24 protein-coding genes are annotated in these 25,762 nt (G+C 69.7%); 14 read left to right on the top strand and 10 right to left on the bottom strand.

Going from position 1 to position 25,762, the window contains the following annotated elements:
* The first annotated feature begins 1 nt into the window (after position 1).
* Genes nuoL through nuoN form a run of 3 tightly spaced genes read left to right on the top strand, consistent with a single transcriptional unit; the run spans position 2 to position 5,027 of the window.
* On the top strand, positions 2-1,903 hold the full coding sequence (gene nuoL, locus OG738_RS08435; RefSeq protein WP_329052626.1) for an NADH-quinone oxidoreductase subunit L: 1,902 nt from the start codon (positions 2-4) through the stop codon (positions 1,901-1,903).
* The gene (locus OG738_RS08430) at positions 1,903-3,453 is read left to right on the top strand and encodes an NADH-quinone oxidoreductase subunit M (RefSeq protein WP_329052624.1); all 1,551 of its coding nucleotides are present in this window, start codon (positions 1,903-1,905) and stop codon (positions 3,451-3,453) included. Before nuoL ends, OG738_RS08430 begins: the two co-directional genes overlap by 1 nt.
* A gap of 2 nt (positions 3,454-3,455) precedes the next feature.
* Positions 3,456-5,027, top strand: a complete 1,572-nt coding sequence (nuoN, locus tag OG738_RS08425) for an NADH-quinone oxidoreductase subunit NuoN (protein ID WP_329052622.1) — start codon at positions 3,456-3,458, stop codon at positions 5,025-5,027.
* A gap of 28 nt (positions 5,028-5,055) precedes the next feature.
* On the opposite strand, the gene OG738_RS08420 is transcribed toward nuoN, so the two are convergent.
* The 5 genes from OG738_RS08420 to OG738_RS08400 form a co-directional block, all read right to left on the bottom strand.
* Positions 5,056-5,748 (bottom strand): ESX secretion-associated protein EspG, encoded by a 693-nt coding sequence (locus OG738_RS08420; RefSeq protein WP_329052621.1) that lies wholly within the window; start codon positions 5,746-5,748, stop codon positions 5,056-5,058.
* A 26-nt stretch (positions 5,749-5,774) separates the two neighbouring features.
* The gene (locus OG738_RS08415; RefSeq protein ID WP_329052619.1) at positions 5,775-7,040 is read right to left on the bottom strand and encodes a hypothetical protein; all 1,266 of its coding nucleotides are present in this window, start codon (positions 7,038-7,040) and stop codon (positions 5,775-5,777) included.
* Positions 7,040-7,669, bottom strand: coding sequence for a DUF3558 domain-containing protein (locus OG738_RS08410; protein WP_329052617.1), 630 nt, complete (start codon positions 7,667-7,669; stop codon positions 7,040-7,042). The genes OG738_RS08415 and OG738_RS08410 overlap by 1 nt, the downstream gene beginning before the upstream one ends.
* Complete coding sequence (locus OG738_RS08405; RefSeq protein WP_329052615.1) at positions 7,669-7,989, bottom strand: hypothetical protein; 321 nt, start codon at positions 7,987-7,989, stop codon at positions 7,669-7,671. The genes OG738_RS08410 and OG738_RS08405 overlap by 1 nt, the downstream gene beginning before the upstream one ends.
* Before the next feature lie 227 nt (positions 7,990-8,216).
* Positions 8,217-8,873 carry a hypothetical protein gene (locus tag OG738_RS08400; RefSeq protein WP_329052614.1) on the bottom strand — a complete coding sequence of 219 codons (657 nt, stop codon included), beginning with the start codon at positions 8,871-8,873 and terminating at the stop codon, positions 8,217-8,219.
* 278 nt (positions 8,874-9,151) lie between these two features.
* Here OG738_RS08400 and OG738_RS08395 point away from each other — a divergent pair, with 278 nt between their 5' ends.
* Together OG738_RS08395 and OG738_RS08390 are read left to right on the top strand one after the other, a co-directional pair.
* Entirely contained in the window at positions 9,152-10,204 is a 1,053-nt protein-coding gene (locus OG738_RS08395; RefSeq protein ID WP_329056611.1) for a polyprenyl synthetase family protein, read from the top strand.
* Between the two features lie 17 nt (positions 10,205-10,221).
* A complete protein-coding gene (locus OG738_RS08390; RefSeq protein ID WP_329052612.1) occupies positions 10,222-11,475 on the top strand; it encodes a sunset domain-containing protein in 1,254 nt (417 codons plus the stop codon).
* An 11-nt stretch (positions 11,476-11,486) separates the two neighbouring features.
* On the opposite strand, the gene OG738_RS08385 is transcribed toward OG738_RS08390, so the two are convergent.
* The 4 genes from OG738_RS08385 to OG738_RS08370 all read right to left on the bottom strand — a co-directional run bounded on the left by OG738_RS08385 (position 11,487) and on the right by OG738_RS08370 (position 15,915).
* Positions 11,487-11,816 carry a VOC family protein gene (locus OG738_RS08385; RefSeq protein WP_329052611.1) on the bottom strand — a complete coding sequence of 110 codons (330 nt, stop codon included), beginning with the start codon at positions 11,814-11,816 and terminating at the stop codon, positions 11,487-11,489.
* A gap of 95 nt (positions 11,817-11,911) precedes the next feature.
* Positions 11,912-12,976 (bottom strand): 2-oxoacid:ferredoxin oxidoreductase subunit beta, encoded by a 1,065-nt coding sequence (locus tag OG738_RS08380; RefSeq protein ID WP_329052609.1) that lies wholly within the window; start codon positions 12,974-12,976, stop codon positions 11,912-11,914.
* Positions 12,973-14,898 (bottom strand): 2-oxoacid:acceptor oxidoreductase subunit alpha, encoded by a 1,926-nt coding sequence (locus tag OG738_RS08375; RefSeq protein WP_329052607.1) that lies wholly within the window; start codon positions 14,896-14,898, stop codon positions 12,973-12,975. Before OG738_RS08375 ends, OG738_RS08380 begins: the two co-directional genes overlap by 4 nt.
* Positions 14,899-15,159: 261 nt before the next feature.
* The gene (locus tag OG738_RS08370) at positions 15,160-15,915 is read right to left on the bottom strand and encodes an enoyl-CoA hydratase (protein WP_329052606.1); all 756 of its coding nucleotides are present in this window, start codon (positions 15,913-15,915) and stop codon (positions 15,160-15,162) included.
* A 23-nt stretch (positions 15,916-15,938) separates the two neighbouring features.
* Here OG738_RS08370 and OG738_RS08365 point away from each other — a divergent pair, with 23 nt between their 5' ends.
* Positions 15,939-16,307: a hypothetical protein gene (locus OG738_RS08365; protein ID WP_329052604.1), complete on the top strand. Its 369-nt coding sequence runs from the start codon at positions 15,939-15,941 to the stop codon at positions 16,305-16,307.
* A 176-nt stretch (positions 16,308-16,483) separates the two neighbouring features.
* Here OG738_RS08365 and OG738_RS08360 read toward each other — a convergent pair whose 3' ends face one another.
* Complete coding sequence (locus OG738_RS08360; protein WP_026468878.1) at positions 16,484-16,930, bottom strand: Lrp/AsnC family transcriptional regulator; 447 nt, start codon at positions 16,928-16,930, stop codon at positions 16,484-16,486.
* A gap of 92 nt (positions 16,931-17,022) precedes the next feature.
* On the opposite strand from OG738_RS08360, the gene ddaH reads away from it, so the two are divergent.
* From ddaH to OG738_RS08320, 8 genes are all read left to right on the top strand, one after another.
* Positions 17,023-17,850 (top strand): dimethylargininase, encoded by an 828-nt coding sequence (ddaH, locus tag OG738_RS08355; protein WP_442875873.1) that lies wholly within the window; start codon positions 17,023-17,025, stop codon positions 17,848-17,850.
* An 81-nt stretch (positions 17,851-17,931) separates the two neighbouring features.
* Entirely contained in the window at positions 17,932-18,591 is a 660-nt protein-coding gene (locus tag OG738_RS08350; RefSeq protein WP_329052601.1) for a polysaccharide deacetylase family protein, read from the top strand.
* A gap of 210 nt (positions 18,592-18,801) precedes the next feature.
* Positions 18,802-19,503, top strand: a complete 702-nt coding sequence (locus tag OG738_RS08345; RefSeq protein WP_329052600.1) for a glycoside hydrolase family 75 protein — start codon at positions 18,802-18,804, stop codon at positions 19,501-19,503.
* Positions 19,504-19,568: 65 nt separating this feature from the next.
* The gene (locus OG738_RS08340; RefSeq protein WP_329052599.1) at positions 19,569-19,832 is read left to right on the top strand and encodes a helix-hairpin-helix domain-containing protein; all 264 of its coding nucleotides are present in this window, start codon (positions 19,569-19,571) and stop codon (positions 19,830-19,832) included.
* Between the two features lie 184 nt (positions 19,833-20,016).
* Entirely contained in the window at positions 20,017-21,327 is a 1,311-nt protein-coding gene (locus tag OG738_RS08335; protein WP_329052598.1) for a nucleotide sugar dehydrogenase, read from the top strand.
* Positions 21,317-22,498 carry a glycosyltransferase family 4 protein gene (locus tag OG738_RS08330; RefSeq protein ID WP_329052597.1) on the top strand — a complete coding sequence of 394 codons (1,182 nt, stop codon included), beginning with the start codon at positions 21,317-21,319 and terminating at the stop codon, positions 22,496-22,498. The genes OG738_RS08335 and OG738_RS08330 overlap by 11 nt, the downstream gene beginning before the upstream one ends.
* A gap of 110 nt (positions 22,499-22,608) precedes the next feature.
* Positions 22,609-23,964, top strand: a complete 1,356-nt coding sequence (locus OG738_RS08325) for a Wzz/FepE/Etk N-terminal domain-containing protein (protein ID WP_329052595.1) — start codon at positions 22,609-22,611, stop codon at positions 23,962-23,964.
* On the top strand, positions 23,961-25,733 hold the full coding sequence (locus OG738_RS08320) for a Wzz/FepE/Etk N-terminal domain-containing protein (RefSeq protein ID WP_329052593.1): 1,773 nt from the start codon (positions 23,961-23,963) through the stop codon (positions 25,731-25,733). The genes OG738_RS08325 and OG738_RS08320 overlap by 4 nt, the downstream gene beginning before the upstream one ends.
* Positions 25,734-25,762 lie beyond the last annotated feature (29 nt).

Here is a 25,762-nt window from a genome sequence, read left to right as displayed (position 1 = left end):
AGTGACCGCATCATCGTGGCTGCTGGTGGCCCTTCCGGCTCTCGGCGCCCTGATCCTGCTCTTGGCAGGCAAGCGCGCCAAGGCGTGGGGGCATCTGCTCGGCTGTGCCACCGTCACGCTCGCCTTCGTCTACGGGCTGATCCTGTTCTTCACCGCCAACACGAGCACCGCGACCGACACCAGGCTGTACTCGTGGATCCCGGTCGGGCAGCTGCAGGTGGACTTCGGGCTGCGGATCGACGCGCTGTCGCTGACGTTCGTGCTGCTCATCACCGGCGTCGGCATGCTGATCCACTACTACTCGATCGGCTACATGGCCGACGACGAGGGCCGGTACCGCTTCTTCGCGTACCTGAACCTCTTCGTCGCGTCGATGCTGATCCTGGTGCTGGGCAACAGCTTCGTGACGCTGTACCTCGGCTGGGAAGGCGTGGGCCTCGCGTCCTACCTGCTCATCGGCTGGTACCAGGGCCGCCCGTCCGCCGCGACCGCGGCGAAGAAGGCGTTCCTGATGAACCGCGTCGGCGACGTCGGGCTCGCGCTGGCGATCTTCATCATGTTCAAGTACGCGGGCTCGACCGGCTACGCGCAGGTCTTCCAGGCGGTCGCCGACGGCAAGTTCTCGCCGGCGGCGATCACCGCGATGGCGATCCTGCTCCTGCTGGGCGCCTGCGGTAAGTCCGGCCAGTTCCCGCTGCAGGCGTGGCTCCCGGACGCGATGGAGGGCCCGACCCCGGTGTCGGCCCTCATCCACGCGGCGACGATGGTCACGGCCGGCGTCTACCTGGTGGCCCGCTCGAAGGACATCTTCAACGCCACCGCGGACGGTCGGCTGATCGTCACCCTGGTCGGCACGGTGACGCTGCTGCTCGGGTGCGTCATCGGCTGCGCGTACGACGACATCAAGAAGGTCCTCGCGTACTCGACGGTCAGCCAGATCGGCTACATGATGCTGGCCGTCGGGCTCGGGCCCGTCGCGTACGCGCTGGGCATCATGCACCTGGTGGCGCACGGCTTCTTCAAGGCCGGGCTGTTCCTCGGGGCCGGGTCGGTCATGCACGCCATGAACGACGAAGTCGACATGCGAAAGTTCGGCGGCCTGCGCAAGCACCTGCCGATCACCTTCTGGACGTTCACCCTCGGCTACCTGGCGCTGATCGGCATCCCGCCGCTGTCGGGCTTCTTCACCAAGGACGCGATCATCGAAGCGGCACTCGGCCAGGGCGGCTGGCGCGGCTGGGTGATGGGCGGCGCGGCCCTGCTGGGCGCCGGGCTCACCGCGTTCTACATGACGCGCCTGATGATGATGACGTTCTTCGGCAAGGAACGCTGGAAGGACCTCAAGAGCGCGGACGGCCACGACTTCCACCCGCACGAGGCCAAGCCGGTCATGTGGATCCCGATGGCGATCCTGGCGGTCGGCTCGGTCGGTGCCGGTGCGTTCTTCGCCATCGGCGACCGGTTCAGCACCTGGCTGTCCCCGTCGGTCGGCGCGCTCGAGGAGTCGCACCACCTGGCGCTGGACGCCTGGGTGATCTCGGTGATCACCGTGGTCGTCTCGCTGCTCGGCGTCGGCATCGCGTACCTGATCTTCCGGCGTGACGTCCCGGTCGAGCAGCCGCAGCGGGTCTCGTTCATCACCCGCGCCGCGCGCAAGGACCTGTACGGCAACGCCCTCAACGAGACGCTGGTCGCCCGTCCGGGCACCTGGCTCTCGCGGGCGCTGGTGTTCGTCGACAACCGCGGCGTCGACGGCGCGGTCAACGGCCTCGCCGCCGGGCTCGGCGGCGGCTCCGGCCGGCTGAGGCGGCTGCAGACCGGGTTCGTCCGGTCGTACGCGCTGTCCATGCTGGGCGGCACGTTCCTGCTTCTGGCGGCTCTCCTGCTGGTGAGGTTCTCCTGATGACCTGGTTGCTCATCCTCATCCTGGTGCCGCTGGCCGGCGCCCTGGTGCTGGCGTTCCTCAAGGGGAACGACCGCGCCGCGGTGCTGGCCGCGCTGGGGTTCTCGATCCTCGAGTTCCTGCTCGTGATCCCGTTCTGGCTCAGCTACTCGCCGTCGGGCACGCGGTTGCAGATGACGTCGAGCTTCGACTGGATCCCCAGCTTCGGCGTGCACATCGCGTTCGGCACCGACGGCATCTCGCTGATCATGATCGCGGTGATCGCGCTCCTGGTCCCGATCGTCGTCGGCGGCCTCGGCACGCTCGACAAGCTGCCGCCGGGCCGCAGCGCAGGCGGGTTCCTCTCGCTGATCCTGCTGCAGGAGGCGCTCACGATCGGCGTGTTCGCCGCGACCGACGTCTTCCTGTTCTACGTGCTGTTCGAGATCATGCTGATCCCGATGTACTTCCTCATCGGCGGCTACGGCGGCGCGAACCGGCAGTACGCGGCGGTGAAGTTCTTCCTCTACTCGTTCCTCGGTGGCCTGATCATGCTGGCCTCGGCGATCGGGGCGTACTCGCTCGCGTCGGACAAGCTCGGCAAGGGCACGTTCGACTGGGCCACGCTGGTCACGGTCGTCCGGGACGCGCCGCTGCACACGCAGATCTGGCTGTTCCTCGGCTTCTTCCTGGCGTTCGCGATCAAGGCGCCGCTGGTGCCGTTCCACACCTGGCTGCCGGACGCGGCGGGGGAGGCGCCGATCGGCGTCGCCGTCCTGCTGGTCGGCGTGCTGGACAAGGTCGGCACGTTCGGGTTCCTGCGCTACTGCCTGCCGATGTTCCCGGACGCGAGCAGGACCCTGGCGCCGCTGGTGCTGGTGCTCTCGGTGATCGGTGTCCTCTATGGATCGATCCTCGCCGCGGGCCAGCGGGACATGAAGCGGTTCATCGCCTACGTCTCGATCGCGCACTTCGGCTTCATCTCGCTCGGCATCTTCGCGTTCAACGAGCAGGCGATGGTCGGCTCGGCGACGTACATGCTGAACCACAGCATCGCCACCGGCATGCTGATCGTGGTGATCGGCCTGGTGATCGCGCGCGGCGGCTCGACTCGCATCTCGGACTACGGCGGCATGGCGAAGGTGACGCCGTTGCTGGCCGGGCTGTTCCTGCTCGCGGGTCTGTCCACATTGTCCCTGCCGGGCACCAACTCGTTCGTCTCCGAGTTCCTGGTGCTCATCGGGGCGTTCGTGAACCAGCCGGTGTACACGATCCTCGCCACGGTGGGCATGGTCCTCGCCGCGGCGTACGTCCTGTGGCTCTACCAGCGCGTCATGCAGGGGCCGGTCCGCGGTGACGCGCTCGTCGGCGTCGGCGGCGGCCCGGGTACCGCGATCGCGCCGGAGCTGGGCGCCAAGAAGGCCATCACCGACCTGAACGGGCGCGAGATCGCGATCCTGGCGCCGCTGGTCGTGCTGGTCCTCTTCCTCGGCTTCTACCCGAAGCCGGTGCTCGACACAGTCACCCCGACGGTGCAGCAGACGCTGTCCGCGGTCCAGGGAGGCAAGTAACCGTGCTCGACATCCTCCTGACGCAGGCGCCGGAGCCGCCGATCGTGACGCCGTCGGTGAACTACCCGGCGGTCCTGCCGATGCTGATCGTCTTCGGCGCGGCGTGCGTGAGCGTGCTGGTCGAGGCGTTCGCCTCGAAGCGCTCGCGCTTCGGCCTGCAGGTCGGGCTGAGCCTGGCGGCGATCGTCGCGGCCGGCGTCAGCCTGATCCTCTACGCCACGGGCAGCGCGCCCGCGGGCGGCGTCAAGACGTTCAGCGGCGCGATCTCGATCGACGAGCCGGCGTTGTTCCTCTGGGGCACACTGCTCGCCCTGGGCGTCGGCGCGGTGCTGCTGATCTCCGACCGCGTGGTCGAGCCGGGCGGCGCTCTGGTCGCGCAGGCCGGCATCCGCCCGGGCACGGTCCAGGACCGCGCCCAGACGGCGACGGTGATGCAGACCGAGGTCTTCCCGCTGACGCTGTTCGCGCTCGGCGGCATGATGGCCTTCTGCGCGTCGAACGACCTGCTGACGATGTTCATCGCGCTGGAAGTGCTGTCGCTGCCGCTGTACCTGATGTGCGGCCTCGCGCGGCGCCGCCGCCTGCTGTCGCAGGAAGCGGCGGTCAAGTACTTCCTGCTCGGCGCGTTCTCTTCGGCGTTCTTCCTCTACGGCCTCGCGCTGCTGTACGGCTACGCGAACTCCGTGAAGCTGGCGGACATCGCGGCCGCGGCGGCGGGCTCGGACCGGTCGGACACGCTGCTGTTCGCCGGGCTGGGTCTGTTGGTGGTCGGCCTGCTGTTCAAGGGTTCGGTCGGCCCGTTCCACACGTGGACCCCGGACGTCTACCAGGGCGCGCCGACACCGGTGACGGCGTTCATGGCGGCGTGCACGAAGGTCGCGGCCTTCGGCGGGATCCTCCGGGTGCTGTCGGTGGCGTTCGGCTCGACGAGCTGGGAGTGGCGCGGAGTCCTCCAGGTCGTGGCGATCATCTCGATGGTGATCGGCGCGGTGCTGGGCCTGACGCAGACGGACGTCAAGCGCATGGTGGCGTACTCGTCGATCGCGCACGCGGGCTTCCTGCTCGTCGGGGCGATCGCGATGACTCGCAACGGTCTGTCCAGCACGCTGTTCTACTTGCTGGCGTACGGCTTCACGACGCTGGCGACGTTCGGTGTGATCAGCCTGGTCCGGGATTCCTCGGGCGAGGCGACGCACCTTTCGGCGTGGGCTGGGCTTGCCAAGCGCTCACCATTGGTGGCGGGCGTCTTCACGTTCTTGCTGCTGGCGTTGGCCGGGATTCCTCTTACTTCCGGTTTCGTGGGGAAGTTCGTGGTGTTCTCGGCGGCGCTTTCGGACGGGATGGCGCCGCTGGTCGTCGTCGCGTTGGTGTTCAGCGCGGTGGCGGCGTTCTTCTACCTGCGCGTGATCGTCCTGATGTACTTCTCCGAGCCGGCGGCGGACGGCCCCTCGGTCTCGGTCCCGGGCTTCGGCACGGGGACGGCGATCTTCCTCGGCACGGCGGTGACGCTGGTCCTCGGTCTGGTCCCGGCGTTCGCGCTGGGCTGGGCGGGCGCGGGCGGCTTCGCTTCCTGAGGCTTGCTTTCCCAGGCCGCCACTCCCGCTACCTGGGGGTGGCGGCCTTCAGTTTGCCGCTGAGTTGCCGGGGTTCGCCCGGCAGGACGCTGATGTAGCCGTCCGCGAGGTGGATGCCTACGCGGCCGGCTTCGAGGTCCAGGTAGTTGACGGTCGTGTTCGCGGCGTAAAGCTGTCCGATGCCGAAGTGCGGCTGCTGGAAGAAGGCGTCGAGTTCTTGGGCTTCCCGGCTGCGGGCGGGCGCGTCGTCGAAGATGTCGCTTTCCGCCTGGGGTTCGAAGTCTTCCTGCGGAAGCGAAAAGGGCTTGATGGCCGCGGGCCCGCAGGGCGGCAGGAGCCTGACCAGGGCGTCAGCGGGATGAGTATCCGGGGAAACACCACTGAGTTCGACCCGTTCGCCCCGGCAGACAACGCTGACAGCGGTCCGGTTCTGCGCGGCGACGAGGATGCCGATCTGGCCTTCGGTGTCGCGGACGTAGGCGTAGAACTCGTGGCTCGGATTGTCGATGAGCCTCAGGACGTCTTCGAATTCGGGCGTGACACCGTTGCCTTGGGTGAAGCCGTACTGACTGAGTTCTTCGAAGGCTTCGCGGTCGGTGGTGTTCTTCGCGGATGGCGGGATGTACCTGAGCCCACCGGCGAAGATCGGATGCGGATCGCCACAGCCGGCGTTGCGCATGGCGGTGAGCAGGGTGTTCAGCGTGAAGTCGGCCTTGAGCACCGGTGTTTTCCTCCCCTTTCGGCGCTCTACGGCTTAGGCCGGTTCTCGCCGATCACCGGCGGCATCGGCTTTTCGATGAACCCACCGAAGGTCTCGTCCGGATCCGGATTACGCAGATAGCCGGCGGCTTTCTTTTCTTTGTCTTCCTCTTTGCCGCCACGCCCGCCGGCGGGGGAGCCCATGGGCATGCCGTTGGCCCCCCGCGCACCGGCAGCACCGCGCGCGGTGGAGCCACCGGGAAGCCGTTCTTCGGGCATGCGGGCGCCGGTGCCCGCTCCAGGTCCCCGCATGCCTGTCCCTGGCCCTGTTCCCGGCCCGGCTCCTGGTCGGTAGCCGCTTCCTGATCCCGTTCCAGTGCCCGGTCCCGTTCCAGTGCTTGTTCCGCTTCCGTATCCGCCGGTGCCGGGCCCGAAGCCGCTGGTGTACCCACCGCCCCCGAAGGCGTTGTTCCCACCGGCCTGCCCGGTAGGCCCGAACTGATACCCACCCTGCGCGGCAGCGGGAGGCACGACGGGGTTGGGGACGTAGCTGTTGGCGTGGGTGTTGTCCGGGTTGCTGGTGCCGGGCTGCTGAACCTGGTTCTGGGACTGGTTCTGATAGTGGTTCTGGCTTGGCGTCTGATTCTGGTTCTGGTCTTGCCCGGGCTGCTGCCGGATCTGCTGCACGGGAACCTGCGGCTGCCGAGGATTCCTCGCCCACTCACCGGTATCAGTCGGCCCGGCGGTCTTGCTGTGCGTGTCGCTTCCAGGGGTGGTCATGGAGACGGGAGCCCCGGAGTCGCTGAGTTGCGCGTACTGGGCAGGCATCTGCTCGCCGTTGGTGCTGCTGGCGGAGTGGTAGGCGCTGAAGGCATCGATATTGGCCTGACTATCAGCCTGCCACCCGGCAATCTTGGTCTTGTACGGCTGAATCCCCCGCGCGGAGAGTGCATGAAGAAGATCGGCGGAGGTGATTTCAGGAGGCTGAGGAGAAACCGGCTTGACAGAGTTCTTGGCAGTCCCAAAGGCATCCATCTGAGCGCCGACAGCGGTCTGCGCATTCTTGAGATGAACAGCATCATCAGCCGCGGCTTGCACAAGAGGAAGCGTCGCATCAGCGGCAGACTGGCCCGCGCCGCCCTGCCAGCCGGAGGCCGTCTTGGCCCGAAGAGCACTGATCCGCTGAGCACGCTCAACCATGCTGGTTGTGAGATAACCGGCGTTGTCCTGCGCGTCAGCCAAGGACCCAACGCCTTCTCCGCCGGTGATCTGATCGTAGATCTGCGCAGCCGTCAGAGGGCCTTCGGTGACCATCAATTCACCTTCCGAAGGTTTTCCAGCACTTTCGCGGCCACATCGTGGGCAGCTGCGCACGGATCTTTTTTCCCGATATTCGTCTCTGACAGCGAGACGGAGATGTCGACCTGCTCGGTGTCGCTCGTGCCCAGAGCGAGCGAGCAACGACCTTTGCTGTTGCGTTCGTCAACCGTACCGAATGCCACAGTTGGATAGCCGTCGATCGGCTCAAGTGGCATAAAGAACGGGTACACCGAGTCTTTTGATCGATAGATTCCGGTCAGTCCGAGTTTAGTGGCCTTGAAATAGGTTACGCCGACGCCCGCCTGGGAAACCGCGGGAACATCCCAGTTGCAGGTGGGACCGGCCTGATCGTCCACCACAGGCTTGGCGACCACCGTCGAACCGAGGAGCTCCTGGCTCTGCGCGGTGGTCAACGAGTCGCACGGAGACTGCTGGAAATGGCTGATATCGAGCGGAGTCTCGACCTTCGGCACGCCTGGCCCGGGTACGGCCTCGGACTCCTGCGAGGGTGAAGTCGGCTGGCCCGTCGGGTTCGGAGATGGCGACGCGGTTCCATTCGTGCTGGTGGTGCAACCCGTCAAGGCCAGTAACGAGATGCAGAGCACCGCAAAGGGTCGGCGCATCAGAGCGTGCCTCCGGTCTGCTTGATCTCTGCCTGGTGAGCCGTCTCGACTTCGCCGTATTTGCCCAGCGCGGTCTCGAACTTCTTCGCCATCGTTCGGCAGTAACGTTCGCGTTCATTTAGTGTCTCAAGCAGGGCTCGGCCGGAATTCCGAATCTGCTCGGCATTGCCGTTGCTCGCGTACTCGAGGCCGGGTCCTCGAGTCTGCGCCAGCTGTTCGGCTCGCCGTTGATCGTTGCGGAACTCGTTCGCCAAGTCGTTCCAGTCGTGCATCAGCTCACGCAGCGTCGCCTCGTCGTACTGGAATCCCGCTCCGCCCACCCCGCCCCCGGCCGGAACCCCATAAGACCCCGCCGCCGGCGTGCGCGGGGGCAGCGGGGCCCTTCGGGTGTTCGGGTCGTAAACCGGTCCCTCAGGCACGGCGCACCACCGGCACAGTCGTCATCAGCTCTCCCCTAGCTTGCAGTGTGCTCCACCCCGGGCACCCTGCGTATCCGACGGCCAGCAGACTACCAGGGTTCCCACACCGCAAAAGCCGGAACGAACGACTACGGCGTCGGTGAGCAGGAAGTGTGGCCCAGGACCACCTGGCCGCTGATTCCCGACGCCGGGAGGAAGTCGATCCGCAGCATCGTCAGGCCGATGCTGCCGTCGCCCGGGAGGTTCTGCGTGTTGAACACCGCGTTGGCCAGCACCGTTCCGTTGGACTTCTTGATCGGCGACGTGTAGCTCGCCGGGACCGGGCTCGGGGGGTTCGGGATGCCCGACATTCCGCCGTAGCTCCAGTTCGCGTTCGTCTGCGTCTGGGTTGCCGTGCACTTCACCGTGAACGTCGACAGCTTGACGCGCGGGCCGCCCGCGCTCACCAGGGCCGACAGCTCGAAGTTCTTGCCCGTCGCCGTGGACGTCGTCGTGGTGGCGTCCGTGTTCGGGTCCGTCACCGTCGTCGTGCAGGACGACGTGCCGCCGCCGAAGGTGATGCCCGTCTTCGTCACCACCTGGGCCGTCGCGCTCGTCGGGCCGTCCACCGAGCAGTGACCCTGCGTGGGCACCGTGATCGTCGACCCGGCCTTCGTGAACTCGGCGGAGCCGATGTTCGCCACGCCCGGTTGCGGCTCGGCCTGGGCCGGCGCCGCGGCCGCGACCAGTCCCGCCACCAGCAGTGTTCCGGCGAGCGCGGCCCGCCTCGCGATGGTGTTGCGCATTTCGCGTCCTCCTTGCCGACCGGGGAGAGCCACCGCTCTTCCTCCGGCTGAATATCCGCTCGCCGGAGACGTCCGTTGCGCCCGAAACCGCTGATCACCCCTTCGTGGATCATGAACCACCCGTTGGTGGGCCCCGGGGTATCCGGACAGCGGGCCGTCCGCCTGTGTCGCGTTCATCACCGTTTCCGCAGGACAGCGGGTAAACGACCGCGCGGGGTAGCCACTACGCTCAAGGCATAACCCGACCGGTGCACGAGTAGAGCGGAGCCGACGTGTCTGTGCCTTCCCCAGCCCCCGGGGCGGGATCCCTCCCCGCTGCGCCGGGTGGCGCCCTCGAGGACCTGCGCGCGTCGGTCGGCCTGCAGATCGCCGACGAAGCCCTGCTGCGCGCGATCGCCGGCGGGCTGGCCGACGTCGAGAAGCTGCTGCGTGAGGTCGTCCGCAGTGACGTCCAGGCCGTCAACGACGCCGCGTTGCACCTGGTCGAGGCGGGGGGCAAACGCTTCCGTCCGCTCTTCACGCTGCTGTCCGCGCAGTTCGGGCCGAAGCAGGACGACCAGGTCGTGATCGCCGCCGCCGCGGTCGAGCTGGTGCACCTCGCCACGCTCTACCACGACGACGTCATGGACGAAGCGGACATGCGCCGCGGCGCCGAGAGCGTCAACGCGCGCTGGGACAACACCATCGCCATCCTCACTGGCGACTTCCTCTTCGCCCACGCCTCGCGCCTGGTCGCCGACCTCGGCACGGACGCGGCGCGGATCATCGCCGAGACCTTCGGTGAGCTGGTCACCGGCCAGATGCGCGAGACCGTCGGCCCCGGACCGGGTGACGACGCCGTCGCGCACTACCTCACCGTGATCGCGCAGAAGACCGGCTCGCTGATCGCGACGTCCGGCCGCTTCGGCGGCATGATGTCCGGGGCCGCCGAGGAGCACGTCCAGGCGCTGCGCCGGTTCGGCGACATCATCGGCACCGCGTTCCAGATCTCCGACGACATCATCGACATCGCCTCGCCGTCCGACGAGCTCGGCAAGGCGCAGGGCACCGACCTGCGCGAGGGCGTCCGGACGCTGCCGATGCTGTACGCGCTGGCCGACCCGGACACCGATCCGCGCCTCGTCGAGCTGCTGTCGGGCCCGATCGCCGACGACGCGGTCGTCCAGGAGGCCCTGGAGCTGCTGCGGGTCAGTAGCGGACTCGACCGCGCACGCGTCACCCTTTCCGACTACGCTCAGCGCGCGCGAGCCGAGCTCACCGCGCTCCCCGCGTCACCCGCCCGGGACGCGTGCGAGTCGGTCGCCGACTACCTCGTCGCGCGCACGCACTAAACAGGGGCAGGAAAGAGATGTCCATTTTCGGACAGGTTTGGGTGTGGAGTCTCGCCGCGTTCTTCGTCGGCGTGCTGCTCACCTGGCTGGTGCTGGTGCTGCCGCTCCGCAAGAGCGTCCGCAAGCTGGAGAGCGCGCTGGCGCAGACCCACGCCGACGCCGCGCGCACTCCCGCGAACGCCGCGGGGCTGGCCGCGCCGGGCACCGAGGTGTTCGCCCGGCCGGAGCCGCGGCCCGAGCCGCGCCCGGAACCGGAGCCGGCGCGGCAGGAGACCTCCTACCCGGGGACGCTCGTCGCCCCGGCGCCGTACAACCGCGACGACGTCCACGACGACATCGACGAGGACTTCGCCGAGCTGGACTCGCAGGTGCCGCCGGGGACGCACCCGGACCCCGACGACGCCTTCCGGCCGGAGCCGGAGCCGGAGCGGGAGCCCGAGGACGACGCCGCGTACCGCGCTTCGGAGACCCAGTTCCTGACGCCGGTCGCCGAGCCGGAGGCCGACGACCCCTACCGCGCCGCCGCGACCGAGTACCTGACGCCGGAGGACGAGCTCGCCACCCCGGCGCACTCGCGGCTCGAGCAGCAGCTCGACCCGGAACCCGCCGCCGGTTCGCTGTTCAAGCCCCCGGCCGAGGAGACGCACACGCCGGCGCCGGACTGGTTCGACCACGAGCCGCCGGCCGAGCGGTCGGCGTTCGAGGAGCCGATGGAGCGCACGCGCTACCTGTCGGTCGGCGGCGATGCGTCCGAAGAGGCCGAGCCGGAAGAGGCGCCGCAGTACGCGTTCGGCGGCGACGACGCGGCGAACGGCGACCTGGAGGTGCCGCCGGAGACCCCGGCCGAGGCGACGCAGGTGCTGCCGAAGCGGCAGCCGCGCGAAGCACTGCGCGGTGGTTTCGAGACACCGCAACCGATCCAGCCGTCGATGCGCACTGTCGAGCGGCGCGAGACGGACTTGGCCGGCGCCCACAGCGGTTCGCTGTTCGAGCCGTCGGTGCAGCCGAACCAGGCGGCCGTTTCGGCGCCGGAGCCGCCGCCCGCGCGGCAGGCGGCGGGCGACGCTGTTCCGCCCGGCCCGTTCGGCCCCGGCTCGGCGATGCCGCGGCCCGGTGGCGGGCGGCCGAGCGAGGCGTTCGAGGTCAAGGCCAGCGTGACGGCGCTGCGGTACTGCACCGAGGAGTCGGCGCAGTTCCCGAAGATGGTGGCCGAGGTGTGGTTCCGGACCGCCGAGGACGCCGAGCGCGTCGGGTTCCGCCCGCTCAGCTGATTTCGAGCGTTTCAGGCCGCCTGGAACAGGACGATGGCCGCGCCGCCGGGATCGGCGACCACGACCAGGGAGCCGACCGGCAGATCGGTGCGCTCCCGCACGATCTTCCCGCCCAGCTCCACGGCTTTCGCCGCCGCGGAGTCCACATCGGACACCGGCGCGTAGGGCAGCCACTGCGGTGCGCGGTCGTCGCCGGGGGCCAGCTCGGTCAGACCGCCCCAGGGCGCGCCGCCGTCGGTCAGGAGCGGGCCGGACGATTCCCAGCCCAGGAGGTCGGCGAAGAACCGCTTGGTGGCGTCCGCATCGGACGTCCGGACGTCGAAGAACACGAAAGGTCGCATGACCCAAAACTTAGGACACGTGTCCTAACTCTGGCAACCCCGAAACGCCGAAGGCCGCCACGCAAGGTGCGTGGCGGCCTTCGGCGAAGCTGGAACTACGCGACCGTCCAGGTGTCCTTGCCGCGCAGCAGCGCCTGCAGGTCGGGCGTGCGGGCCGCGCGGGCCTGCTCGACCTGGGCGCGGGCGCCGTCGTCGTACGTCGGGCGCTCGACCTGGCGGAGGATGCCCGTCGGCACGTGGTTCAGGTTCTGGTCGCCGAGGCGCGACAGCGCGAACGCGTACGACGTGTCGGTGATCGACGGGTCGTGCACGACGATGTCGTCCTCGCCGATGTCGGCGACCTTCGCGACGTCCAGGCCGCCCCAGTCGCTCCGCTTGACGCCGAACTCCTGGTTCGGGCCGAAGCGGATCGGCTCGCCGGCGCGCAGCGGGATCAGCCGCGCGGCGGCCTCGTCGGCGTCCTTGAGGACGTCGAACGCGCCGTCGTTGAAGATCGGGCAGTTCTGGTAGATCTCCACCAGCGCCGACCCGCGGTGCTCGGCCGCGGCCTGCAGGACCTCGGTGAGGCCCTTGCGGTCGGAGTCCAGCGCCCGGCCCACGAACGACGCTTCGGCGCCGATCGCCAGCGACAGCGGGTTGAACGGCGTGTCCACCGACCCCATCGGCGTCGACTTGGTGACCATGCCCTGGCCCGACGTCGGGGAGTACTGGCCCTTGGTCAGGCCGTAGATCCGGTTGTTGAACAGCAGGATCTTGATGTTGACGTTGCGGCGCAGCGCGTGGATCAGGTGGTTGCCGCCGATGGACAGCGCGTCGCCGTCGCCGGTGACGACCCACACCGACAGGTCCGGGCGCGTGGTCGCCAGCCCGGTCGCGATCGACGGCGCGCGGCCGTGGATCGAGTGCATGCCGTAGGTGTTGAGGTAGTACGGGAAGCGCGACGAGCAGCCGATGCCCGAGATGAACACGATGTTCTCGCGCTTGAGGCCGAGCGTCGGCAGGAACGACTGGACGGCGTTCAGCACGACGTAGTCGCCGCAGCCCGGGCACCAGCGGACTTCCTGGTCGGACTTGTAGTCCTTGGCCTTCTGCGGCTCTTCAGTGGTGGGCACAAGGTCCAGGCCGCCGATGGTCGGGAGCCCGATGTCGATTGCGGTCACTTCGCCGCCTCCGTACTGACGCTGGTGATGATCTCCGAGAACAGGTTCTGCAGCTCTTCGGCCTTGAACGCCATCCCGGCGACCTTGGTGTGCGAGTGGACGTCCACCAGGTACTTCGCGCGCAGCAGCAGCGAAAGCTGGCCGAGGTTCATCTCCGGCACCACGACCTTGTCGTAGCTGCGCAGGATGTCGCCGAGGTTGGCCGGCAGCGGGTTGAGGTTGCGCAGGTGGGCCTGCGCGATCGGCATCCCGAGCTTGCGCACCCGGCGGCACGCGGCCCCGATCGGGCCGTAGGACGAGCCCCAGCCCAGCGCCAGCACGCGCGCCTTGCCGCCGCTCGGGTCGTCGACGACGACGTCGGGCACGTCGATGCCGTCGATCTTCGCCTGCCGCAGCCGGACCATCTTGTCGTGGTTGGCGGGGTCGTAGGAGATGTGCCCGGTCTTGTCGGCCTTCTCCAGCCCGCCGATGCGGTGCTGCAGGCCAGGCGTGCCCGGGATCGCCCACGCGCGGGCGAGCGTCTCGGGGTCGCGCACGTACGGCCAGAACTCGCCGGAATCGTTGTCGGCGTTCGGCTCGGCCGCGAACTCGACGCGCAGGTCGGGCAGCGTCTCGACGTCCGGGATCAGCCACGGCTCGGAGCCGTTGGCGATCGCGCCGTCCGAGAGCAGCAGCACCGGGGTGCGGTACTTCAGCGCGATCCGGGTGGCTTCGATGGCCGCGTCGAAGCAGTCCGCCGGCGACAGCGGCGCGACGATCGGGACCGGGGATTCGCCGTTGCGGCCGAACATCGCCTGCAGCAGGTCGGCCTGCTCGGTCTTGGTCGGCAGGCCGGTGGACGGGCCGCCGCGCTGGACGTCGATGACGACCAGTGGCAGCTCGACCATCACGCCGAGGCCGACGGCTTCGGACTTCAGCGCGACACCCGGGCCGGACGTCGAGGTGACGCCCAGCGCGCCGCCGTAGGACGCGCCGAGGGCGGCGCCGATGCCGGCGATCTCGTCCTCGGCCTGGAAGGTGATGATGCCGAAGTTCTTGTGCTTGGACAGCTCGTGGAGGATGTCCGACGCCGGCGTGATCGGGTACGTGCCGAGCAGGATCTGCAGGCCGGAGCGCTGCCCGGCGGCGACGAGCCCGTAGGCGAGCGCGGTGTTGCCGGTGATCTGCCGGTAGGTGCCCTGCTTCAGCTTCGCCGGGGCGACCTGGAACGTCGTCGCGAACGACTCGGTGGTCTCGCCGTAGTTCCAGCCCGCCCGGAAGGCCAGGATGTTGGCCTCGGCGATGTCCGGCTTCTTCGCGAACTTCTCGCGCAGGAACTGCTCGGTGCCCTCGGTGGGACGGTGGTACATCCACGACAGCAGGCCGAGGGCGAACATGTTCTTGCAGCGCTCGGCGTCCTTCTTGCCGAGGCCGGTGTCGGCGAGCGCGCCCTGGGTCAGCGTCGACATGGCGACTCGGTGCACCTGGTAGGGCGCGAGCGTGTCGTCGTCGAGCGGGTCGGTCGCGTAGCCGACCTTGGTCAGGTTGCGCTTGATGAAGTCGTCGGTGTTCAGGATGATCGTCCCACCCTGCGGGACGTCGCCGAGGTTCGCCTTGAGCGCCGCCGGGTTCATCGCCACCAGCACGTCCGGGCGGTCGCCGGGGGTGAGGATGTCGTAGTCGGCGAAGTGCACCTGGAAGCTCGAGACGCCGGGAATGGTGCCCTGTGGCGCGCGGATCTCGGCCGGGAAGTTCGGCATCGTCGACAGGTCGTTCCCGAACGCGGCGGCTTCGGACGTGAAGCGGTCGCCGGTCAGCTGCATGCCGTCACCCGAGTCGCCCGCGAACCGGATGACGACCCGGTCCAGCTTGCTGACCTCGGTCTGCCTGGTCGCGGCGAGCGAGCCGTGACCAGCGCCGTTGCCGTTCGCACTCGTGCTCATGGGTCAGGGATTCCCTCTCTCCCGACGTTGTGGCCATCGGTCACCTGCCCGGTGTCGTGACACGCAGGTCACCAGGCCCTACCACGAGGTTAGCTCGCGCCCGACCACGATGTTCCTAGACTCCCGGCGTCCGGAACGACCTCATTGCTGCGCTATCGCGTCTCTGTGCTGGTCCGACAAATACGTGTAACCGATGGTAACGGGTATACCCCTGTCCTCGCTGTGACCCGTGTCTCCGACTCAGGGGTCCACCTGCTGGGATCAGAGGTGGGACCGGATCCGCGCCCGCATGGCCTCGAGCCGCTCGGCGAACTCCGGCGAGGCCAGCGACGCCAGCTGCGGCTCGATCTCGACGTCGACGGCGTCGGCGTGCGCGGCCAGCGAGGCGGTCTTCCGCAGGCTGCGCTTGGTGGCGAGCAGTGCCTCGCGCGGTGCGGCCACCGCCGGGGCGGCGAATTCCTTCGCGGCGGCGACGAGGTCGCCTTCGACCACCTCGAGGGCCAGCCCGGCGCGGACCGCCGCCTCGGCGTCGAGCGGCTGCCCGAACACCGTCATCGCGGCGGCCACCTGTGGGCCGGCCAGCCGCTGCGTCATCCACGTCATCCCGCCGCCGGGGTGCAGCCCCAGCTCGAGGAACCGGGCGACGAACTTCGCACGCGGCCCGGCGAGCCGGACGTCGGCGGCCAGCGCCAGGTTCAGCCCGGCCCCGACGGCGGCGCCCCCGACCGCGGCGATGGTCGGCAGCGAGCAGCGGGCGACGGCGAGGAAGCCTTCGTAGATGGCGCGCAGGCCGGTCTCGTCGGCGCTGCCCAGCGCGGAGAGGTCGGCGCCGGCGCAGAAGGCGGGCGGCGTCCCGGTGACGATGACGGCGTGGACTTCCTCGTCCCGTTCCGCGGCTTCGACGGCGGCCGCGAGCTGGGCGGAGAGGTCGAGGGTGAGCGCGTTGCGGCTGGCGGGGGCGTCGACGGTCAGCAGCGCGACGCCGTCGGCGTGCTCGCTGACGATGCGGTCGGTCATCGACTCAGGGTATTAGTGGAGGCATGGGGGAACTGGTGGTAGTGCTGGTCGGCAACCTGCTGACGATGATCGACATGTCGGAGCTGTTCGGCGGCCGCCGCCGTCGCGCGCGCCAGGCGGCGTCCTCGCGAGGCGAACGGGTCGAGTTCCCCTGCGTCCTGCGCGACGACGACGCAACGAGCGGTCGCGAACGGCGGGGCTGGCTCGCGGTGGGCGACGGCCCGGCGACCTGGCGGACGCCGGGCGCGGAGCCGGTGGCGTTCGACCCGGGAGAGCTGACGATGCAGGCGGTCGACCAGCAGGCGGTGACGTTCCACGCGGCGGGCGGCCGCACCGAGCTGCGGCTGCACCCGGACGAGGCGCCGCTGGTGCTGCGGGCGCTCGCGGGCTGAGGCTTGGCCTCCGGCCCCCGGTGTCCAGCGTATCGGCGGGGGCCGACGGTTTGGCGGGCTCGAGAGCGCAAGCCGCGGACTTGTCCACAGGCGCCGTGGAATGTGCACAGGCTGCGTGCACCAGGCCGGAACTGTCGGCGCCCACCGATAAGCTGGATGACGGGGGGCCGGAGGCGTCACTCCTCGGGCGTCGGCGGCCGTTCCAGCAGCCGCGAAAGGACCACCGTCGACACCGTCCGGTCCACGATCTCCAGTCCGCGCAGCCGCTCCAGTGCCGTCTCCAGGTGGTGGATGTCCGCCGCCCGCAGGTGGACGATCGCGTCCGCCGCGCCCGAGACCGTGTACGCCGCCACCACCTCCGGCAACGGCTCCAGGCGCGCCCGGATGCGGGCCGGCGTGATGTTGCCCTGGCACGTGACCTCGACGAACGCCTCCGTGCCCCAGCCCAGCGCCTCCGGGTCGACCACCGCCGTGAACCCGCGGAGGATGCCCGTTTCGAGGAGCCGGTCGACCCGGCGCTTGACCGCCGGGGCGGACAGGCCGACCACTTTGCCGATCTCGGCGTAGCTGCTCCGAGCGTTCGCCACGAGGCACGAAACGATTCGCTGGTCGATGGTGTTCACACGCAACACTTAGCACAGATGTGCGCAGCGAACAGCGATTGATTGCGATATTAGGCGCACCTTACCCTACAATCATGCAGGGATCATCGCCAATGCGCGTACCGACCACCCGTCGATACCTGATGTGCCCCCCGCGCTTCTTCGCGGTGGACTACGTGATCAACCCCTGGATGGACCCGACCCAGCCGGTCAGCGCCGACGTCGCCGTCGCGCAGTGGACCGAGCTGCGCGACACCTACCGCCGCCTCGGCCACACCGTCGAGGAGATCGACGCCCAGCCCGGCCTGCCCGACATGGTCTTCGCCGCGAACTCCGGCACGGTCGTCGACGGGCGCGTCCTCGGCTCGCGGTTCCGCGCGCCGCAGCGGGCCGCCGAGGCCGAGCACTTCCGCCGCTGGTTCCTCGAGCACGGCTACCGCGACATCACCATGCCCGAGAAGATCAACGAGGCCGAGGGCGACTTCGCCTGGACCGGCACGCTGCTGCTGGCCGGCACCGGCTTCCGCACCGACCCGGCCGCGCACGCCGAGGCCCAGGAGGTCCTCGGCGTCCCGGTCGTCTCGCTGCAGCTGGTCGACCCGCGCTACTACCACCTGGACACGGCCCTGTTCGTGCTCGCCGAGGCCACCGACACGACGCGCGCGCAGATCGTCTACTACCCGGAGGCGTTCTCCGCCGGCTCGCGCCGCGTGCTGGAGCGGCTGTTCCCGGACGCCGTGCTCGCGACGAAGGAAGACGCCGAGTGCTTCGGGCTCAACGGCGTCTCCGACGGCCGCAATGTCGTGCTGCCGGTCGAGGCCACTCGACTGGGTGAACTTCTCGCGGACCGGGGGTACGAGCCGGTCTACGTCGACATCTCTGAGCTGCGGAAAGCCGGCGGCGGCCCGAAGTGCTGCACGCTGGAAATCCGCAAAGGCTAAATAACGGCAAAAACCTGTAACTCACCCGTTTGCCACCGCGATTAATCGAAGTAACAAATCGACTACTCGCGGTGGCAGGCGGTGGGAGCGGTGACGGTGAACCTCGCCTTGCACGGGATCGGTCGGCCGGCTCGGCAACTCGACCCCGGCGAGGACGAGCGCTGGGTGACGGTCGAGCAGTTCGAGCAGGTGCTGGACGCCGTGGCCGAGCGCGACGACGTCCACCTCACCTTCGACGACGGCAACGAGTCCGACGTCGAGATCGCCCTGCCGCGGCTGGCCGACCGCGGGCTGACGGCGGAGTTCTTCCCGTTCGCCGGCCGGCTCGGCCAGCGCGGCTACCTCGACCGCGCGGGCCTGCGCGACCTGGTGCGCGCGGGAATGGAGGTCGGCTCGCACGGCTGGGAGCCGCGCGACTGGCGCCGCCTCGACGACCGCCACGCGCGCCGCGAGCTGACGGACGCACCCCGGCTCCTCGGCGACCTGTGCGGGCGCCCGGTGCGCCGGTTCTCGCTGCCATCCGGTGCGTACGATCGGCGGGTGCTGAACCGGCTGCGGCAGGCGGGCGCCACGCGGGTGTACACCAGCGACGGCGGCGCGGCGAGCCGCGACGGGTGGCTGCAGGCGCGCACCGAACTGCGCCACGACGTCGACGGGGACTGGCTGGACGAACTGCTCGAGGCGGGCCACCGGCGAGCGGGGCACTGGGTGAGCCGCGTCTTCCGGCGCGCCCGTCGCTGACGTCCGTCGCGGGGCCCGGAGTTCCGGTCAACGGCACATGGTCGAGACCAATTTCCCGGGCCGCCTCCCGGTGAGCAGCGTTTTCGTCAACCCGGCCCGGATGATGGGAAATTCCCGCACCGTCAAGTCTTGTACCTGGCCTTCGCCCGGGTGCATCCTGGTTGCCACGCCGCCGTAAGGAAAGTTTCCTAACTAAAGGGAGCATCAGGAATGCGGAAACTGATCCTGCTCGCGACCATGGCGCTCGCCGCGGCCGTGCTGCCCTCGGCCCTCGCGTCAGCGGCGCAGGCCCCGGCCCCGGTGGCCGCACCCGCCACCACCGCCGCCGCTCCGACCGCGGCCCAGCTGCTGGCGAAGACGAACAGCTGCAAGCAGATCTCCAACGGCAAGTACAAGACCGACGAGGACGTCTCGGCCAAGACGGTCGCCATCTGCGACGCCAATGGCGCGGTCTTCTGGAAGGCCGACATGGACATCGACTGCGACGGCCAGCGCACGACGCAGTGCAACGAGAACACCGACTGCTGCTACCAGGACGACACCGCGTTCCACCAGTCCGACGGCAAGCCGCTGAGCGCCGCGAAGCTGCCCTACATCGTCGTGCCGAGCTCCAGCAGCATCTGGAAGTACACGTCGTCGCAGCTGAAGGGCGGCGGCTCCTGCGCGGTGATCTACAACGGCAAGGTCGAGTACGCGGTCATCGGCGACACCGGGCCGACGCAGATCATCGGTGAAGCCTCCTACGCGACCGCGAAGGACCTCGGCATCAACCCCGACCCGTCCAACGGCGGCACCGACTCCGGCGTCACCTACATCTGCTTCAAGAACTCGACGGTCTCGCCGATCGAGAACCACGCCAACGCGGTGAGCAAGGGCCAGAGCCTCGCCGGCACCTTCGTCAACAACAACTGACGCACGCGACAGCCGGGGCCGATCCGTTCAAGACGGGGACCGGCCCCGGCTGCTGTGCTGGGGGCATGAGCAAGGAACTGCTGAAGCTGGCCAACATCGGCCCCGCCATGGTCCGCGACCTCGCCCGGCTCGGCATCACCGAGCCCGCCCAGCTGGCCGGGCAGGACGCCGTCGAGCTGTACGAACGCCTTTGCGAGACCGACGGCGTGCGGCACGACCCGTGCGTGCTCGACACGTTCATGTCGGCCGTCGACCAGGCCGACGGCGCGCCGCCGCGGCCGTGGTGGACCTACACCCCGGAACGCAAGCGCCTCCTCGGGAGCTGCTGACGACAACCGCGCCGATCACGTTGCCCACCCACTGCAACCGGCAATTCGAGACCCGATTCTTACGCGAAAACCGTTACGCCTAACGGCTGCCTCACGCATTACCCCGTTCGCCGCCCTCGCGGTAACGATCCAGGGGGTCCGGCCGACCAACTTGAGGGTCGCGCGGAATAGCGGAGGTTTTGGCGTGAAGATCAGTGTCTTCGGACTCGGTTACGTCGGCTGTGTCTCCGCCGCGTGCCTGGCGGGGCAGGGGCACCGGGTGGTCGGCGTCGACGTCAACCCGGTCAAGATCGACCTCATCACCCAGGGCAAGGCCCCGGTGGTCGAGGAGCGGATCGGCGAGCTGACCGCCGAAGTCGTCGCGAGCGGCGCGCTGAGAGCCACGACCGACGTCGCGGAAGCCGTCGCCGACAGCGAGATCTCGCTGGTCTGCGTCGGCACGCCGTCGGCGCCGAACGGCAGCCTCTCGACGGTCTACCTCGAGCGCGTCGCCGAGGAGATCGGCGAGGCGATCGCGAACAAGAGCGAGCGGCACACCGTCGTCTTCCGCAGCACGATGCTCCCCGGCACCTGCCTGGACCTGCTGATCCCGATCCTGGAGAAGTCCTCGGGCCGCACGGCCGGCGTCGACTTCGGCGTCGCGGTGAACCCCGAGTTCCTGCGCGAGGGCACCAGCGTCCGCGACTTCTTCGACCCGCCGAAGACCGTGATCGGCGAGATCGACGAAGCCAGCGGGGCCGCCGTCGCCGGGCTGTACGAGGGGCTGCCCGGCCCGGTCTTCCGCGTGCCGATCCCGGTCGCGGAGATGACGAAGTACGCCGACAACTCCTTCCACGGCCTGAAGATCGGCTTCGCGAACGAGCTCGGTTCGATCTGCCGGGCGCTCGGCCTCGACTCGCACCAGGTGATCGACGTCTTCCTCGCCGACACCAAGCTCAACATCAGCCCGGCCTACCTGAAGCCCGGCTTCGCGTTCGGCGGCTCGTGCCTGCCGAAGGACCTGCGCGGGCTGGTCTACGCCGCGCACCGCGCCGACGTCAGCGTGCCGATCCTTTCGCACGTGCTCCCGTCCAACGACGACCACCTGCAGCGCGCGTTCGACCTGGTCGCGCGCACCGGCAAGCGCAAGGTCGGGCTGTTCGGCCTCTCCTTCAAGCCCGGCACCGACGACCTGCGCGAGTCGCCGCTGGTCGAGCTGGCCGAGAAGCTGCTCGGCAAGGGCTTCGACCTCAAGATCTACGACGCCAACGTCAGCCTCTCGCGGCTGATGGGCGCCAACCGCGAGTACATCGAGGGCCGGCTGCCGCACCTCGGCCAGCTGCTCGCCGGGTCCGTCGAAGAAGTCATGGACCACGCCGACGTCCTGCTCGTCGGCACCAAGGACCCGGACGTGCTGGCGGCCCTGCCGCACGGCCGGGCGATCGTCGACCTCGTCCGCCTGCCCGACGCCGCCGAGCGTCGCCTTGAAGAGGGATACGCCGGCCTTGCCTGGTAAAGCGCTCATCCTCGTCGAAAACCTGTCCGTTCCCTTCGACCGGCGGGTCTGGCAGGAGTCCACGACCCTGCGCGACGCCGGGTGGGAAGTCCACGTGATCTGCCCGCAGGGCACCAAGCGCGACACCGAGGCCGAAGCCGTCGTCGACGGCGTCCACATCCACCGGTACCCGCTGAAGGCGGCGACCGGCGGCCCCGCCGGCTACCTGCAGGAGTACGGCAGCGCGCTGTGGCACACGCTGCGGCTGGCCCGGAAGGTCGGCCCGGTCGACGTCGTGCACGCCTGCAACCCGCCGGACCTGCTGTACCTGGTCGCGAAGTACCTCAAGCGGCAGGGCGCGCGGTTCGTCTTCGACCAGCACGACCTCTGCCCCGAGCTGTACCTCTCGCGGTTCGACCGCGGGCAGGACCTGCTCTACCGCGGCGTCTGCGCGCTCGAACGCGCCACCTACCGCGCCGCCGACGTCGTCATCTCGACGAACGAGAGCTACAAGGAAGTCGCCCGGATCCGCGGCGGCAAGCGGCCCGAGGACGTCTTCGTGGTGCGCAGCGCCCCGGTCGTCGAGCGGTTCCACGAGGTGCCCGCCGAGCCCGAGCTGAAGAAGGGCAAGCCCCACCTGCTGGCCTACCTCGGCGTGATGGGCCCGCAGGACGGCGTCGACTACGCCTTGCGCGCGCTCGCGAAGCTGCGGGACGAGATCGGGCGCACCGACTGGCACGCCGTGTTCGTCGGCTCCGGCGACGCCTTCGACGACATGGTCGCGCTCTCGGCGAAGCTCGGGCTGGCCAACCAGGTCGAGTTCACCGGCCGGATCCCGGACGAGGACCTGGTCCGCTACCTGTCGACCGCCGACGTCTGTCTGTCGCCGGACCCGCTGAACCCGCTCAACGACGTCTCCACGATGAACAAGGTCATGGAGTACATGGCGATGAGCAAGCCGATCGTCTCGTTCGAACTGCGCGAAGCGCGCGTTTCGGCCGGCGACGCGGCGGTCTACGCCCCGGCGAACGACGAGTTGGCGTTCGCGAAGCTCGTCGCCCGCCTGCTCGACGACCCGGAGGAGCGGGTCCGGATGGGCAAGCTCGGCCAGGCCAGGGTCGCCGGTGCGCTCTCGTGGGAGAACTCGGCCAAGAACCTGCTCGCGGCGTATGAGCACGCCGTGAAGTCCTGATCGCCGTTCGGTCAAGAAGTCACCGGACGTGTAACCAAAGCTCCCGGTCCGACGACGGTTCGGGTAACCGGCCGATCAACTGACATCCGTTCGGCGTACCCGGCTCAGGAATGGAGATACCGCCGTTGACTGACGACACGGTGCGCCTGGCCCTGATCGGGCAGGTCCTCCGCCGGCGCTGGCGGCTGCTCGTCGCCCTCGCCGTCCTGGGCGCGGCGGTCGGTGCCGGCGTCTCGGTGCTGCTCTCGCCCGGGTACCAGACCACGTCCAGCGTGCTGCTCCAGGGACCGCGCCAGGCGGACGAGCTGCTCACCCAGGCCCAGGTCGCGACCAGCTCGGTGGTCCTCGACCGGGCCGCCGCCGTGCTGCCGTGGCACCCGACGGGCGCGGACCTGCAGAAAAAGGTCACGACGTCGGTGGCCAACGGCAACGTCGTGGCGATCACCGTCTCGGCCGACACCGCCGAGCACGCCCAGCAGCTCGCCGACCAGGTCGCGCAGCAGTTCGTCAAGTACTCCGGCCAGCTGGCCAGCAACTCCGCGGACGCGTCGGTGCAGCTGGCCCAGGAGCAGCGCGAGTCGCTGCGCAACCAGGTCAAGCTGACCACCGACAAGATCAGCGAGCTCGCCAAGAACGTGGGCGGCGACCTGACCGTGGAGAGCGTCCAGGTCCGCACGCAGCTCGAAGGCCTGCGGACCTCGCTCGAGCAGGCCATCAACGACCTCAACCAGGCCGACCTCGCGACCGGCGTCGGCAACACCGTGGTGCTGGGCCCGTCCGAGCGCCCGGCCGGGCCCGCCGCCCCGACGCTGACGCAGCTGGCCGCCGGCGGCGCGGTGCTGTTCTTCCTCGTCGGCGTGTTCGGCCACCTCTTCACCGACCGCGCCGACCGGCGGCTGCGGGGCGAGCCGGAGATCGCGGCCGCGCTCGGCTCGCCGATCCTCGCCGGCGTCGACGTCACGACGCCGCAGGGCGACCGCCTCCCGGCCACCGGCCTCCGCGGCAAGCTGCGCCGGCTGCTCGGCAGCGACCGGCCGTGGGTGCTGCCCCCGGTCGCGACGTCGGCCGACGAGGTCAACCGCGACATCCGCTACCGCCGCGTGCTGGCCCGGCTGGCCGCCGGCCCCACCGACGTCATGCTGCTCGTGGCCGACGACGACGAGACCGGCAAGCTGGCCGCCGGGCAACTCGCCGAACTGGCCGACCGGCTCTCCGTGCCGCTGCGGAGCTTCGAGTTCGCCGCCGCGCGCCCGACGGTGCCGGACGCCGGCCCCGACTCCGGCGTCCTGGTGGTGCTCGGCGCCGGCTCCCGCACCGCGTGGGAGCTCGTCCGGCTGGCCGAGGCCTGCTCCGACGCGGGCCAGGAGGTCATCGGCGCGGTCCTCACCCATCCCGTCCGGCCGTCCGGGCCGGAAGCCGAACCCGTGGCGGAAGCCCCCGAGAAAGCCTTGGCAGGTTCGGCGTGACGACTCCTCCGGAAAACCAGGCGGCGCCCCTCGTCGACCTGCACCGCCTGTTCGTCGCGATCCGCCGTCGCAAGCGGCTCTGGCTGGCCACGGCGCTGCTCGGGCTGATCGCCGGCGCCGCGGTGGCGGTCGTGCTCCCGGCGGCGCCGACCGCCGTCACCAAGGTGATCGTCGTCCACCAGGACGACTCGCCGACCGACAGCGGCACGCTGATGCGCACCGACGTCGCCGTGCTGTCGACGACGCAGATCGCCGAAGGCGCGCTGAAGAAACTGGGCAGCACCGAGTCGCCCGAAGACTTCATGAAGAACTACGCCGGGCTGGGCCTGACGAACAACGTCATGCAGATCACCGTGAAGGCCAAGAGCGACGCCGAGGCCGTGGCGAAGGCGAAGGCGCTGGCCGACACGTTCATCGCCGACCACGTGCAACGCAGCCAAGCGGCCGCGGCCGCGCAGTCCAAGGCCATCCTCGACCAGCGGAAGAACGCCCAGGACGAGCTGACCAAGGTCGACGCCCAGATCGCCGACGAGACCGGCAAGGGCCGCAACGCCAACGCGAGCACCCTCGAAGGCCTCTACGGCCGTCGCGCGGCGCTCGCGTCGCAGGTCTCCGACTTCGACTCCCGCGCCCAGCAGGCCGGCATCGGCAGCCCGCAGGTCGCGGCGGGCACCCAGATCGTCGACGCGCCGCGCGCGCTGCCGAAGACGTTCCTCAAGACCACCGCGACCAACGGCGGCATCGGCTTCGCCCTCGGCCTGGCCCTCGGGCTCGCGATCGCCGCCGTCGGCGCGGTGTCGCGCGACCGGCCGGTGCTGCGGCGCGAGATCTCCACGCACCTCGGCGCGTCCGTGCTCGCCCAGCTGCCGTCGAAGCGCCGGGGCCCGGCGCGGCTGTGGCAGCGGTCCCGCGCGGTGTCCGAACGCCGGCGCGTCGCGACGACGCTGGTGCGCGCGATCAAGAAGGACAGGCCAGGAGTGTCCTTGCTGGAGCTCGGCGCACCGAAGGTCGCGGCCGCGCTCGCCCTCGACATCGCCACCGAACTCGCCACCGACGGCAAGGCGAGCATCCTCGACGACCTGCCGGGCGAGGACGTCCGCAAGCTGGCCGCCGAGACGCAGAGCGAGGTCACCGTGGTCGGCGCCGGCGACCCGGACGCCGAGCCGGACGAGCGCCGGGTCGGCGTCGGCACGGTCTCGCCGGGCACGGCGTGGACGGACCTGGAGCACCTCGGCCAGGAGGCCGTGCTGGTCGTCAAGGCCGGGCACGCGAACACGCTGTGGCTGCACACGGTGGCGCGGCAGCTCGCCGACCAGCAGATCCCGATCGTCGGCGTGGTGCTGGTCGACCCGGACCCGCGCGACAAGTCCGACGGCACCCTCTGGGACGGCCTGCACACGGCCCTGCGCGGCCGCGCGAAATCGACGCAGCACGTCCACCGCGTTTCGGTCACCGAGAACGACGACCGCATCGACGAGCTGGCCGCCCGCATCGCCGAGCGCGTCGCGGTCGTCGAACCGCCGACCCGGCGGATCGCGCCGGTCCGGCCGGTCCTCCCGCCGCCGCTCGCCAAGCCGCCCGCGCCGCCGCTCCCGGAACCGGGCAAGGTCAGCGTGCCGGACCACCTGGACGCGCCGACGAAGAAGTTCGCCCCGGTCAAGCCGCCGCCCCGGCCGCCGACGCCGTTCAAGCGCGACCACGGCGAACCGACGCACAAAGGCGAACTGAACGCCGAGCTCGAGTCCGAAAAGAGCGCGGAGGTCTCCTGACCACCGCGCCGCGAATGAAGGGGACCCAC

The sequence above is a fragment of the Amycolatopsis sp. NBC_01488 genome (assembly GCF_036227105.1).
In the GTDB taxonomy this organism is placed as follows: Bacteria; Actinomycetota; Actinomycetes; order Mycobacteriales; family Pseudonocardiaceae; genus Amycolatopsis.
The sequence above is the reverse complement of the archived record's forward strand: the minus strand, read 5'-3'. Positions and strand labels throughout refer to the sequence as shown.